Origin of the sequence: Vibrio stylophorae (assembly GCF_921293875.1) — a bacterium.
Taxonomy (GTDB): Bacteria; Pseudomonadota; Gammaproteobacteria; order Enterobacterales; family Vibrionaceae; genus Vibrio_A; species Vibrio_A stylophorae.
The window spans coordinates 2,202,498-2,214,705 of record NZ_CAKLDI010000001.1; the positions used below are offsets into that span (position 1 = coordinate 2,202,498).

Consider the following 12,208-nt stretch of genomic DNA (forward strand, 5'->3'; position numbering starts at 1 on the left):
ATGATATTTATTATGCCCCTCGCCCCACACTAAAAAACCACCCGAAGGTGGTTTCTCTCAAGCGTCAGAAACACTGACTTGCCAAGCATAAGCACAATAAACAGTGCTATAAAGGCGCTAAATTAGCTAATGGCAGCTTGAATTTGCGCTTGCTGATCGATGACCCACAGACGATTCACTGGCCCCCAATCACACACTTGGTAGTAACCATCATTGTGTCTCACGCCATCTTGAACAAAAGATAGTTCAATCCCAATGCCTGCTAATGCCTTGAGTACATCTTGAATGGTGCGACGAGGCCAGCCCGTGTGCTTCATCAACATGGGAACATTCGGACGCTCTAGTTGGTCCACCAGCCAAGCCAAATATAAACGCCTGGCAAAAATTGGATTCATATCCATCGATACCTCCTTGCTATCGGCGCTTATTATTACAATCTGCCTGCTTTTTTTTCTGCGCTTGATCAAAATAGCGTCAATATTCGCATCTAAATCATCGCCTAAGATCCTGTTTAAAATGAATTTCTAAATACAGCCATGATCCAAGTGATAAATTTCTCATCATGACTCACAATAAAAGCTGAAACCACAGCAACAAACTGTCTGCATTTAAAGACAATCATTTTCTGGACCAGAGGCCAGAAGACTTGCACCCACCGACCCCATGGGTCAAACTGCATTTTTCTAAAGCCAGTCCACTTCAGCCAGCTCACTTCAATCAAGGAGCCTTTATGACCACGATTCTTTATGGCATTGCCAACTGCGACACCATTAAAAAAGCAAAAAAATGGCTTGAACAAGCAGGTGTAGATTATCAATTCCATGACTATCGCAAGCAGGGTATTGATACCGACTTAGTGCAGTCATTCTTTACAGAATTTGGTTGGGAGCAAGTACTGAACAAACGTGGCACCACCTATCGTCAGCTTGATCAAGCGACCAAAGATGCACTTGATGAGCAAAGTGCATTGGCGCTCTTAGTTGCGCAACCGGCGATGATCAAACGACCGATTTTGCGTACTGGCGATCAATCTTTAATTGGCTTTAAAGCCGAACAATATCAATCTCTTTTCGTTCAATAGATAAAAATAGGAAGTTACTATGGCGCAGGATAGCCCAGTCATTGCCCTTGCAAAGGATCTACTCGCACGCCCTTCGATTACCCCTGAGGATGAAGGCTGCCAAGAGCTGATGATTGCTCGCCTTGAGGCACTTGGCTTTAACATTGAGCGCATGGTGTTTGAAGACACCACCAATTTTTGGGCCCGTCGTGGTACGCAAAAACCGCTATTTGCTTTTGCCGGACATACCGATGTGGTTCCAGCAGGCAATGAAGCCCATTGGCATACCCCGCCTTTTACACCAACAGAAAAAGAGGGTTATCTCTACGCGCGTGGCGCGGCAGATATGAAGGGCTCATTGGCGTGCATGATCGTTGCAGTCGAGCGCTTTTTAGCTGAGCATCCCAACCATCAAGGCTCTATTGGTTTTTTAATCACCTCCGATGAAGAAGGGCCATTTATCAACGGCACCACACGTGTGGTAGATACCTTGATGGCACGCAACGAACCCATCGATCTTTGCATTGTCGGTGAACCATCAAGCACCGAACACATTGGCGATGTGATTAAAAATGGTCGCCGCGGCTCGATTACCGGCGATCTCACTGTTCATGGCGTACAAGGCCATGTCGCCTACCCGCACCTTGCTAAAAATCCAGTGCATCAGGCCTTTCGCGCTTTAACTGAACTCGCGGAAAAAGAGTGGGACCAGGGCAACGCCTACTTTCCACCGACTAGTTTTCAGATCCCCAATATTCAAGCCGGTACCGGCGCATCGAATGTGATCCCAGGCGATCTTCATGTGCAGTTTAATTTTCGATTTAGCACTGAGCTCACTGATGTCGATATCAAATCTCAGGTTCATGCCATTTTAGACCGCCATGGCTTGGCGTATGACCTCACTTGGACCTTGAGCGGTCATCCATTTTTAACCGATCGTGGTCCTTTGCTGAATGCGATGGTCGCAGCTACAGACAAAGTAGCCGGCCGAACGCCTGAACTGTTAACCACAGGCGGTACTTCAGATGGTCGATTTATTGCTCAAATGGGCGGTCAAGTGGTCGAGCTTGGGCCAGTCAATGCCACCATTCATAAGGTGAATGAATGTGTGAAAATCGCCGACCTTGAAGTGCTTACCGATATTTATCAGCAAACACTGGAAAATCTATTGTCATGACCCCGATGCAGCTGACAGGACTCGACACTCAGCATCTGGTGCCTTGCCCCATCGCTGAACATTCACCGCTCGTTCGAGTTCATCATGCGGTGAGCCAACCATTGCTTGCGCTATATCGCGCGGCAAAAACCGCTGGATTTGATCTTCAACTTGCCAGCGCACACCGAGATTTTCATCGCCAAGCGGCGATTTGGCAGGGCAAATGGCAAGGTGCGCGCGCCATTTTAAATGACGCTAATCAACCGATAGATTTGCACACCTTAAGTGATGCGCAAAAGGTACATGCCATTATGCGCTGGTCTGCCCTACCGGGAACCAGTCGCCATCATTGGGGCTGTGATTTTGACCTCTATGCCAAAAACTGTTTGCCGCCAGCGCAATCTTTGGCACTAGAGCCTTGGGAATATCAGCAAGGTGGTCATCAATATGAATTCGCGCTATGGCTTGAAGAAAATTTATCGCGCTTTGAATTTTTTCTTCCCTATCGTCGCGATCGTGGCGGTGTGGGTATCGAGCCTTGGCACGTCAGCTATGCGCCGATGAGCCAAACGGCACTCACACAATTAAATGTCGCAGTACTGACACAGTGTTATCAGCAGCATCCGGTTGCGGGTCAAGCAATCATTGATACAATGCTGCCTGAACTACTACAGCGCTATGTCTACAATATTGCGTCGTTTGATGAGGAGCAATGATGGAGTGGATCACCAATCCTTGGTTTATCGGATTTATCGTCTTTGGCTTTATCGTGGCGCAGATGGTCACTTTCTGGCAAGCACCTAAACCAAAATTGCCCGATAACTACCTAGCACGCAAAGAAAAAGACCAGGCTGAACTTGCCAAAATGCAAGCAGAAGCCGCTCAGCGCAGAGCTAAGTTTGAGCAGCAACAAGCGCAAATGAAGCCCACTGATCATCTTAAAACGCATGACATGAGCGATACCAATGGCAAGCAAATGGATGCTCAGCAAAAGAATGACCTGCCAGGGAATAAATAATAAAGCACCAGCATTAATCGCTACTTCCTCATTTTGCTTTGTACAAATATCAACTATTTAAATATCAAGCACTCAGCCAGAAAAACGCAGAATGGCATAGCAACCCCAACGCTCATTCAACCAAGCAAAACGGCATAAAAAAAGAGGCGATAGCGCCTCTTTTTCCTATATAGCGATAGATATCGTTACTTTTTCTGTGCGTTTTGCAATGCCACAGCGGCTTGCTCAAGCGTTTCACGAGAAGCTGGTACACCGTAGCGGTCAACAAAGCTAATCGAGGTTCGGTTTTCCAAATCACCAAACTGAATGGTGTAAGTCGACAGTTTAATATCGATATCCTCAACCCCAAGGTCAGCATATTCACTACTGCTTAGCTTATCAAAGCGACCTGAGATGGTCCCTTGTGAACCATTGCGGCTTTCCATGGTGAAGCCAATTTTCTCAAGCAAGGCTGGCGCTTTTTCCCAGAATACATCATATGGTGCGCGGGCAATAATCACAGGTAAACCACTGCGATCTGTACCGACACTAATTGGAATATTTTGAGTTTGGGCAATCGCCTGTTGACGCGCTTGTTCACGCATCAAATTGTCATAGTGAGCAGTCAGCATATTGGCGAGCAGCACGCTATAACGCTGTTTCACCTCATCATCCACCGCCATGGTTTCGCCATCTTCTTGCCAACCGGCAAGGGTAATTTCAAAACCGGTGCGACCCATTTTCGACACTTTATTGATGCGATATTGCACGCCAGCTTCAATTTCTGTATCGGCAATGGTCCAAGTCACCCAATCGGTGAGCAAGCTATTGGCATCTTGTTCCACATAGGACAAGCGATCAGATTGGCCAAGACTTTGCAATGTTTGCCAAACACGATCGGCATCTGCACTGCGCACAGTCCACAACACCACCCCTTGATCCGTTAGCTCTGAACGAACGCCAGGAATCAGATCAAATACCTGCATTGGCGGGCGAATATCTACGCCAGGGCCAATCTCACCGTTAACTGGTTGTGCTGGGATTTGATACTCCAACGCCGATTGCGCAGGCCCAGTAGGCGTGTTGATCGGCTGCTGCTCATAGGTTGCAAGATAATCGAAATTATCGCTCGCTTGGCGGCGTGATTCTGGATTCGAGCAAGCTGCAAGCGTAAGCGCCAGCGAGCTAACTAACAAAGGATGGGTGAGTTTCATTCAATCTCCTGACATTCAATCACGCCAGCATGCGCAAGCGCCTGCTCAACCTTGGCATGATAGGCTTGGCTTAGCACTGTTAACGGTAAGCGAAGCTCGCCATTATCAATGAGACCAATACGGGTGCAAGCCCATTTCACCGGAATGGGATTGGCCTCAACAAACAAATCATGATGCAGCGGCATCAAGGTGTCATTGATCACGGTTGCAGCAGCAAAATCACCTGCTTTAGCCAAGTCACAAATTTTTGCCATCTCAGGCGCTGCCACATTGGTGGTGACTGAAATCACACCTTGGCCACCGAGACGCATAAATTCCAGCGCAGTGGCATCATCGCCACTCAATTGGATAAAGTTTTCGCCACAAAGTTCACGTGTTTTCGCCACACGTGATAGATCACCGGTCGCATCCTTGATACCAACGATCTGAGGCAATTTGGCAAGACGTGCCACTGTTTCAGGAAGTAAATCACAACCGGTTCGACCCGGTACGTTATACAAAATTTGAGGGATCTTCGCGGCTTTCGCAATCGCCTCAAAATGCAAATACATCCCCTCTTGCGTGGGCTTGTTATAGTAAGGGGTCACGGTTAGACAAGCGGCAACGCCCATCTCATTGAATATCTCGGTAAACGCTACCGCTTCATGCGTCGCATTGGCGCCAGAACCTGCAATCACAGGAATACGGCCCGCTGCATATTTCAGCGTTTCTTGAACTACCTTGACATGCTCTTCAACGGTCAGCGTTGCTGACTCCCCCGTCGTCCCCATAGAAACAATGGCATCCGTGCCAGCGGCCACATGGTATTCCACCAGTTTTTTAATGCCCGCATAATCGACTTCACCCTGCGCCGTAAAAGGCGTCACTAGGGCGACAATGCTTCCTGAAAACATGTCTATCTCTCCTTCACATTAAGCTCATCATGGTACTTTTGGCGTTAGCCAAAAACAAGCATTGACGCTGCTTGGTGAAAATAAATACTCGCTTTGTGACCAGTAGCTTAACGCGATGACTGTGCTAACATAGTCGCACCAATCTAAGATCGCTTGTAACGCATGGAACACTATTTGGTTATTACTGCCATGGGCCACGATCGCCCAGGTATCAGCAACATCATTATGCACCATGTCACTGAGTGTGGCTGCAACATTATTGATAGCCGAATCGCTCAGTTTGGCAGTGAATTTACACTGATCATGCTGCTCAGTGGCAATGCCAACGCCATTACCCAAGTTGAAACCACCTTACCGGAACAATCTGCCCTTCACGATCTGCTCACCGTGATGAAGCGAACTCAGCGCCACCGCCCAAAACAAAGTGTGTATCGTGCAGAGATTCGTGTGCAAGTGGATGACACCGCCGGCATCTTAGATCAATACACCTACTTTCTTGCCAGTCGTGATATCGACATCGCCAGCTTAAGCGCCCACACCACAGAGGCGTGCGATGACGAGCACCTTGCCCAGCTTCATATTCATATCAGTGCCAACCTGCCGCTCAGTGCAAAACGTGCGGATGTTGAGCAGGACTTCTCCGCACTGTGTGATGATTTACTGGCACGCGGCGAGATTGAATTTTTAGACCAGCCACAAAAGGACATCATGGAATGAATACATTAACCGCAGGTACCACTGCGCCTGATTTCTCTTTGCTCAATCAAGATGGTGAAACCATCAGCCTTAGCCAATTTGCGGGCAAAAAGGTGCTCCTCTACTTTTATCCTAAAGCCATGACCCCAGGCTGCACCGTGCAAGCTTGCGGTCTGCGTGATAGCAAATCAGAGCTCGACCAACATAATGTCGTGGTACTGGGTGTCAGCATCGATCCGGTCAAACGCTTGCCAAAATTTATTGAACGCGATCAGCTGAACTTCACCCTTTTGTCCGATGAGGATCATCAGGTTGCCGAGCAATATGGCGTGTGGGGCGAAAAGAAATTCATGGGTAAGGTTTATGATGGCTTACATCGCATCAGCTTTTTGATTGATGAGCAAGGCACCATCATGCATGTCTTTGATAAATTTAAGACCAAAGATCATCACCAAGTGGTGCTTGATTTTCTCAACCAGCTTTAAGTGCGATGGATTCAAAAAAAGCCTTCTATGAAGGCTTTTTTTATACCAGCGATTAAACTTGCGCCAGTCAAACGCTAAACATCAACATCATGATGCGGCTCCGCTGGCGTTGGTAATGCGCCCCATACCGCTTTGACTAAGGTCGCCAGTGGAATGGCAAAAAACACGCCCCAAAAACCCCAAAGTCCACCAAAAACCAAAACTGCAACAATGATCCAGACCGGATGCAAATTCACCGCCTCAGAAAAGAGCACTGGCACCAACACATTGCCATCCAAAGCTTGAATAATGCCGTAGGCGATCATTAGCCACCAAAAATCTGGCCCCAATCCCCACTGAAAAAGTCCCACCATGGCGATAGGAACAGTCACCACCGCCGCGCCAATATATGGAATCAAAACCGATAGCCCAACCAACACAGCAAGCAGTAGGGCGTAGCGCAGATCAAGCAGCGCAAAGGTGACATAGCTGGCGATGCCAACAATTAAAATTTCCACCACCTTGCCGCGAATATAATTCGAGATTTGCTGGTTCATCTCCAACCAAACTTGCGTGGCTAAGCGTCGATTTCGCGGCAGTAGACCCGCCGCAGTTTGCAGCATCTCTTTTTTATCTTTGAGCAAAAAGAACACCAACAGCGGCACTAAAATCAGATACACCGCCAAGGTTGCCAAACTAATCAAGGATGCCAGTGAGCCTTTCACCACAGACTCCCCCATCTCCAAGGCTTTCACCCGCATCGAGGCCATCAATGCATCCACCAGTGCGGGATCGATCACTTCAGGATAACGATCCGGTAGATTGGTCGCGTAAACTTGAAAGCGACTAAACATGGTCGGAATATCACTGGTTAAATTAGCAATTTGGCTAGTAATGGTCGGTAATAAACCGCCAAGGGCGATCACCATCAACCCACTAAAAAGCAGTAGGATCACAGTTGCCGATAGAGAGCGAGACAAGCCCACACGGCACAATTTACTCACCGGCCACTCCAATAAATAGGCCATCACAATGGCCACCAAAAGCGGCGCAAGCAGTGCACCAAAGAAATAAAGGACCACACCGCCCATCAGCAAAATACCAACCAACGCCACCGCATCTGGATCGGAAAAACGTCGTTGGTACCAGCGATTCAACATCTCAATCATAAATGGCCTATCCTCTGGTCGTTTATTATTGAAAATCAATCACTTCATACTAACCTAAGGAAGTGAATGAAAAACAGTCAATGGATAAATCTTTTCACAATATTTTAACCTATTTACTGCTATGTCAGTGGCAAATCCCTGATACACAGCGCAAATTGCACTTTGTCACTGACTAGAGAATGATGGAAAAGCGTGGTAAAAATGAAACCTTATTCAGGTTTTCTGGTCTTTATTGATACTCAATCGCTCGCTGGATCGCTATGCGCACTACTTTTTTCCGCTCATTGAAGATGACACTGCTCAGTACCACACTGGCTATGCTGCCAGCGATGGGCCAAGCCAATAATCTGCCCGATATGGGAACCACAGCTGCGGCCACACTCTCCATTGAAATGGAGAGTCAATATGGCGATGCCTATATGCGTATGCTGCGCGCCAGCCGCCCTATCATTAGCGATCCCGTACTACAAAGCTATATCAATGATCTTGGCAATCAATTGGTTGCCAATGCGAGCGATGTCAAAACGCCCTTTACTTTCTTTTTAATTCGCAATTCTGAAGTCAACGCCTTTGCTTTTTTTGGCGGCTATGTGGGGTTACATACTGGACTGTTTTTACATGCCCAAGATGAAAGCGAATTGGCCTCAGTCATGGCGCACGAAATTGCTCACGTTACTCAGCGCCACCTAGCGCGCAGTATGGAGGAACAAGCCAAGCGCTCTCCCGCAGCACTGGCAGCAATGATTGGTAGTTTGCTCTTAGCAGCGGCATCGCCTGAAGCGGGTATTGCCGCCATCCATGCAACCACGGCAGCCAATATGCAAGGGCAAATCAACTACACCCGTAGTAATGAGCAAGAAGCCGATCGCGTGGGCATTGAAACCCTGTATCGCAGCGGCTTTGACCCTTACGGCATGCCTAACTTTTTCGGACGTCTAGCCGATCAGTTCCGTTATGTCAGCAAACCGCCGGCCATGCTACTGACTCACCCCTTACCTGAGTCACGCATTACCGACTCACGTTTGCGTGCCGAGCAATACCCAAGACAACTCGATCAAAACCATCTTGCCTTTCATTTAGCCAAGGCTCGGGTGATTGCCCGCTTTAGTGGCTTACAAGCGCAGCAAAGTCGAGATTGGTTTATTCGCCGACAAGCCAAAGCGCAGGGCGTATTTGCAGATAGTTTGCAATATGGTCTGGCCATCGTTGCGTTGGATCAGCACCAATATCAGCAGGCGCAAACATTACTCAATCCGCTATTGAAGAAATCTCCCAACAATCGCTTCTATCTCGATGTCGCCACAGATATTGACTTAGGCTTAAAACGTTATGATATCGCGGCGAAACGCCTTGAAAATGCACTAAAACTTGCGCCTGACAACGCAGTGCTTGAGCTCAACTTGGCCAATGTATATCTCAATAGCAAACAGTACGCACCTGCCATTCGATTATTGCAGCGCTATACCCACCAGCGTCCCAATGAAACCGTGGGCTGGAATTTACTCGCGCAGGCCTATGCTAATCATCAACAACTGGCCGAAAGTTATGCTGCGCAGGGTGAAGTGATGGCGCTTCGCGGCCAATGGCAAAAAGCCATCAACCGATATATTGAGGCCAGTCGCATTAGTGAGCTGGGTAGCTTAAATCAAGCCAGATTTGATGCGCGAATTGACCAGCTTCGGCGTGAACAAGTGCGATTTAATGCGCTAAGAAACTAAATCTAAATACAACCCGTTCCAACAACAATAAAACAGCTCAAAGGACACGATTGATGACTCAGATTTACCACAACCCTCGCTGCTCAAAGAGCCGTGAAACATTGGCGCTTTTACAGGAGCATCACATTGAGGTAGAAGAGATTCGCTATCTCGATACGCCGCCGACAGCAGCAACCATTGAGTCGCTACTCAAAGCCTTGGGATTTGACTCAGCACGCCAACTAATGCGCCAAAAAGAAGAGCTCTACAAAACGCTCAACTTAGCAAACGAGCAAAATGAAGATGCCTTAATTGCCGCCATGATTGCCAATCCAAAATTGATTGAGCGCCCGATTGTGGTTCATGGTGAAAAAGCGGCCATTGGTCGCCCACCCGCGCAAGTATTGGCACTTTTTGCTTAAGGATCAGAATAAGCACAAGCGCGAAGGTCAAAACCTCGCGCTCTATAGCCAACTGCTACTCATGCTCTGGGTTGGTAGTTGGCATCTATGGCTCAGCCCACATCCGCATTTCTCACCACTCATCATCACCACACTTTGGCTATTACCGCTTGCGCTGCCGCTTTATGCTATTGGCAAACGACAGGTCAAAGCCCTGCAATATAATGGCTTTCTGTTGATGATCTACGTTATCCACGGCGCCACACTCTTGCTCTCAAATAATGAATGGCAATTGGCTGCCATAGAGCTCATATTAACGCTGCTGTGCTTTTCCACGCAGGTCATGATGATTCGCCGCTGGCACCCACCAACCCAAAAGAAAGATAAAAAAGCTGAAATAGACAATCAGCGCTAAAGTGAGAGCGCGGATTTTACGAAGGGAATCGTCAGCTTACGCTTGGCTTCAATCGAAGCAAGATCAAGCTGATCAAGGGTTTCAAACAGGGTTCGCATATCGCGGCTTAAACGCTTCAGCAAGAATTGCCCCACCTCATCGGTCAGCTCAAAACCACGCAAATGAGCGCGATGCTGCATGGCCGCCAATTTTTCACTATCAGAGAGCGGCGCCAATTTATAATTGGTGCTCCAATCTAAGCGTGAAATCAGATCAGGGAGCGCTAGCCCCAAATGTTTGGGCGATTGCCGTCCTGAAACAAGCAAATGAGCACGACGCTTTTCCACTATACGATTATAGAGATCGAAAATCGCCTCTTCCCACACACTCTCACCAGCAATGGCATCGATATTATCCAGACAGACCAAGGACAGATTTTCCAGACCATCTAAAATCGAGGGCGATAATTGTGCGTATTTTTCAAGGGGAATATAGCTTGCTTGACGGTCGGCTTGCGTTGCCTGTGCACAGGCTGCGTGCAAAAGATGAGTTCGACCTGCACCCTGCGGGCCAAAAAGATAAAGTAATGGATTACCAGAGCCAGATGCACAGGCTTGAACCGCATCGATCACGGTTTGGTTTTGCGCTGCATAGAAACTGGCAAAGGTTTCATCGTCAGGCAGAAGAACATTCAAAGAAAGCTGTGCGTGTTTGGTCAAGCTTATCCATCCATTGGTATAAGATGCAGCATTAAGGCCATATTATCATGACCTCAGCAGTGAGAGAACTCACTGCTGATTGGTTCTATCGTGAAGATCACGAATCTTGATTTGGTTGCCAGAAATATCCCATTGTCGGAGTCACAACCTCTGGCTTTTGAACCGCTTGAACTGGCGTTTCAGTTGCCGAGTCAGCCTTGTATTGCATCTTATCAACCGTGGTAAGCGCTTGTTCTGGATCTTTTTTGGGCGTTGTTACGACCACTGCAGGCGCTTTCGGTAACGCTTTTTTCTGCACGCGACCATCATTGAGCAGATCTTGATAAAACTGATCTTCACCGCTTAAAAGCTTCAGCTCCACATCAGCATAATCCCCTGTGATATTGCGCAGTTTCACTTGCGCCACACTGGTTAAGCTTTTTAACATGCGCTCAAGCTCAAAGTAATCTTTGCTGTTATGAATTTGATACACTCGCAGCGCAAGCCCTGTGCTTTGCGTCGCTTGAGGATCAATCTCTTTTGGTGCGTTTAACTTGGCATGATATTGCACCACTTGGGTAAAGACATCAGCCAAAGCGCCATCAGCACCAACCATGCCTTGACCACTGATCGATGCCGACTGCCCACCCATGCGAGATGCTGGCATATTCCAAAGTTGCCATTGTGCCTGCAGCGGCTGATGGCCTGCTTGGCGCGCCTTGATCACCAAGACAGATTTGGCCTGATAACGCTCACTAGCCGTAGCGATAGGCTGACTAAAGCCGCCCCAAATATCAGGCACCGAGATCGCCATAGCATCATCCAAATCACCAATAGGCATTTGCACAGGCACAGCTAAATGTTGCGCAGCTTGACGCAGCAGTTGATCATAATCGCTGCTGTCTTGATCCCAAATGATTCGGCGCTCGCTGCCATTATCCACTACCAGCCAGACCAACACAGGTGCGCGCACGCCGCCCCAATAACCTTGCTTAGTTTCTTTGAGCAGTGTATCAAGCTGACTCGCGCTATAACCAAATTGCCAAATCACTTGCGCTTCACGCTGATCAGAGCTGCTACTCGCAAGATAATTTTCAGGCGTTGCTAAGGCTTTTTTCACCAGTGGCTGCTCGACAATGGCTCGATCGCCGGTTAATTGAACCAATACTTGCGCCAAGCCTTGGCTCAATAGCGCCGAATTTGCTTCCCTTTCGGTGCTACTCAACTGAGTTCGATATTCATTTGCCGCGAGACATTGAGCGCTTACAAGCAACAACAACGCGACCCAAATTTGTTTCCACATATGCAAACCACTGGATAAAAAAAATCGCCCGATCATAAAATGATCGAGCGACTCTCAGCAACTATT

At 48.0% G+C, this 12,208-nt stretch carries 15 protein-coding genes; 9 read left to right on the forward strand and 6 right to left on the reverse strand.

Annotated features, from left to right (window positions below; translation table 11 throughout):
- Positions 1–122 precede the first annotated feature (122 nt).
- Positions 123–401, reverse strand: coding sequence for a winged helix-turn-helix domain-containing protein (locus L9P36_RS10220; RefSeq protein ID WP_237466569.1), 279 nt, complete (start codon positions 399–401; stop codon positions 123–125).
- Between the two features lie 329 nt (positions 402–730).
- Here L9P36_RS10220 and L9P36_RS10225 point away from each other — a divergent pair, with 329 nt between their 5' ends.
- From L9P36_RS10225 to L9P36_RS10240, 4 genes are read left to right on the forward strand one after another with little or no spacing between them, the layout of a single operon-like run.
- Entirely contained in the window at positions 731–1,081 is a 351-nt protein-coding gene (locus L9P36_RS10225) for an ArsC family reductase (RefSeq protein WP_237466570.1), read from the forward strand.
- Positions 1,082–1,100: 19 nt separating this feature from the next.
- On the forward strand, positions 1,101–2,237 hold the full coding sequence (gene dapE / locus L9P36_RS10230) for a succinyl-diaminopimelate desuccinylase (protein WP_237466571.1): 1,137 nt from the start codon (positions 1,101–1,103) through the stop codon (positions 2,235–2,237).
- A complete protein-coding gene (locus L9P36_RS10235) occupies positions 2,234–2,932 on the forward strand; it encodes a M15 family metallopeptidase (RefSeq protein WP_237466572.1) in 699 nt (232 codons plus the stop codon). Before dapE ends, L9P36_RS10235 begins: the two co-directional genes overlap by 4 nt.
- Positions 2,932–3,234 carry a hypothetical protein gene (locus L9P36_RS10240; protein ID WP_237466573.1) on the forward strand — a complete coding sequence of 101 codons (303 nt, stop codon included), beginning with the start codon at positions 2,932–2,934 and terminating at the stop codon, positions 3,232–3,234. The genes L9P36_RS10235 and L9P36_RS10240 overlap by 1 nt, the downstream gene beginning before the upstream one ends.
- A 185-nt stretch (positions 3,235–3,419) precedes the next feature.
- On the opposite strand, the gene bamC is transcribed toward L9P36_RS10240, so the two are convergent.
- A complete protein-coding gene (gene bamC, locus L9P36_RS10245) occupies positions 3,420–4,427 on the reverse strand; it encodes an NlpB/DapX family lipoprotein (RefSeq protein ID WP_237466574.1) in 1,008 nt (335 codons plus the stop codon).
- Entirely contained in the window at positions 4,424–5,320 is an 897-nt protein-coding gene (dapA, locus tag L9P36_RS10250) for a 4-hydroxy-tetrahydrodipicolinate synthase (protein WP_237466575.1), read from the reverse strand. The genes bamC and dapA overlap by 4 nt, the downstream gene beginning before the upstream one ends.
- A gap of 162 nt (positions 5,321–5,482) precedes the next feature.
- Between dapA and L9P36_RS10255 the strand changes: the two genes are divergently transcribed.
- On the forward strand, positions 5,483–6,037 hold the full coding sequence (locus L9P36_RS10255; RefSeq protein WP_237466576.1) for an ACT domain-containing protein: 555 nt from the start codon (positions 5,483–5,485) through the stop codon (positions 6,035–6,037).
- A complete protein-coding gene (bcp, locus tag L9P36_RS10260) occupies positions 6,034–6,501 on the forward strand; it encodes a thioredoxin-dependent thiol peroxidase (protein WP_237466577.1) in 468 nt (155 codons plus the stop codon). The genes L9P36_RS10255 and bcp overlap by 4 nt, the downstream gene beginning before the upstream one ends.
- Positions 6,502–6,575: 74 nt before the next feature.
- Here bcp and L9P36_RS10265 read toward each other — a convergent pair whose 3' ends face one another.
- Positions 6,576–7,649 carry an AI-2E family transporter gene (locus L9P36_RS10265; RefSeq protein ID WP_237466578.1) on the reverse strand — a complete coding sequence of 358 codons (1,074 nt, stop codon included), beginning with the start codon at positions 7,647–7,649 and terminating at the stop codon, positions 6,576–6,578.
- Positions 7,650–7,909: 260 nt separating this feature from the next.
- Between L9P36_RS10265 and bepA the strand changes: the two genes are divergently transcribed.
- Genes bepA through L9P36_RS10280 form a run of 3 tightly spaced genes read left to right on the forward strand, consistent with a single transcriptional unit; the run spans position 7,910 to position 10,162 of the window.
- On the forward strand, positions 7,910–9,367 hold the full coding sequence (gene bepA / locus L9P36_RS10270; protein WP_435532742.1) for a beta-barrel assembly-enhancing protease: 1,458 nt from the start codon (positions 7,910–7,912) through the stop codon (positions 9,365–9,367).
- A 50-nt stretch (positions 9,368–9,417) separates the two neighbouring features.
- Positions 9,418–9,768 (forward strand): arsenate reductase (glutaredoxin), encoded by a 351-nt coding sequence (gene arsC, locus L9P36_RS10275; protein ID WP_237466579.1) that lies wholly within the window; start codon positions 9,418–9,420, stop codon positions 9,766–9,768.
- The gene (locus tag L9P36_RS10280; RefSeq protein WP_237466580.1) at positions 9,761–10,162 is read left to right on the forward strand and encodes a DUF2069 domain-containing protein; all 402 of its coding nucleotides are present in this window, start codon (positions 9,761–9,763) and stop codon (positions 10,160–10,162) included. The genes arsC and L9P36_RS10280 overlap by 8 nt, the downstream gene beginning before the upstream one ends.
- On the opposite strand, the gene hda is transcribed toward L9P36_RS10280, so the two are convergent.
- On the reverse strand, positions 10,159–10,860 hold the full coding sequence (gene hda / locus L9P36_RS10285; RefSeq protein ID WP_237466581.1) for a DnaA inactivator Hda: 702 nt from the start codon (positions 10,858–10,860) through the stop codon (positions 10,159–10,161). The genes L9P36_RS10280 and hda overlap by 4 nt on opposite strands.
- 97 nt (positions 10,861–10,957) lie before the next feature.
- Positions 10,958–12,178: a DUF2066 domain-containing protein gene (locus L9P36_RS10290; protein ID WP_354004724.1), complete on the reverse strand. Its 1,221-nt coding sequence runs from the start codon at positions 12,176–12,178 to the stop codon at positions 10,958–10,960.
- Positions 12,179–12,208 lie beyond the last annotated feature (30 nt).

Bases quoted from the DNA above. Each gene is read 5' to 3' on its own strand.
- L9P36_RS10220 (WP_237466569.1), bottom strand. From the start codon at position 401: ATGGATATGAATCCAATTTTTGCCAGGCGTTTATATTTGGCTTGGCTG.
- L9P36_RS10225 (WP_237466570.1), top strand. From the start codon at position 731: ATGACCACGATTCTTTATGGCATTGCCAACTGCGACACCATTAAAAAA.
- dapE (WP_237466571.1), top strand. From the start codon at position 1,101: ATGGCGCAGGATAGCCCAGTCATTGCCCTTGCAAAGGATCTACTCGCA.
- L9P36_RS10235 (WP_237466572.1), top strand. From the start codon at position 2,234: ATGACCCCGATGCAGCTGACAGGACTCGACACTCAGCATCTGGTGCCT.
- L9P36_RS10240 (WP_237466573.1), top strand. From the start codon at position 2,932: ATGGAGTGGATCACCAATCCTTGGTTTATCGGATTTATCGTCTTTGGC.
- bamC (WP_237466574.1), bottom strand. From the start codon at position 4,427: ATGAAACTCACCCATCCTTTGTTAGTTAGCTCGCTGGCGCTTACGCTT.
- dapA (WP_237466575.1), bottom strand. From the start codon at position 5,320: ATGTTTTCAGGAAGCATTGTCGCCCTAGTGACGCCTTTTACGGCGCAG.
- L9P36_RS10255 (WP_237466576.1), top strand. From the start codon at position 5,483: ATGGAACACTATTTGGTTATTACTGCCATGGGCCACGATCGCCCAGGT.
- bcp (WP_237466577.1), top strand. From the start codon at position 6,034: ATGAATACATTAACCGCAGGTACCACTGCGCCTGATTTCTCTTTGCTC.
- L9P36_RS10265 (WP_237466578.1), bottom strand. From the start codon at position 7,649: ATGATTGAGATGTTGAATCGCTGGTACCAACGACGTTTTTCCGATCCA.
- bepA (WP_435532742.1), top strand. From the start codon at position 7,910: ATGCGCACTACTTTTTTCCGCTCATTGAAGATGACACTGCTCAGTACC.
- L9P36_RS10290 (WP_354004724.1), bottom strand. From the start codon at position 12,178: ATGATCGGGCGATTTTTTTTATCCAGTGGTTTGCATATGTGGAAACAA.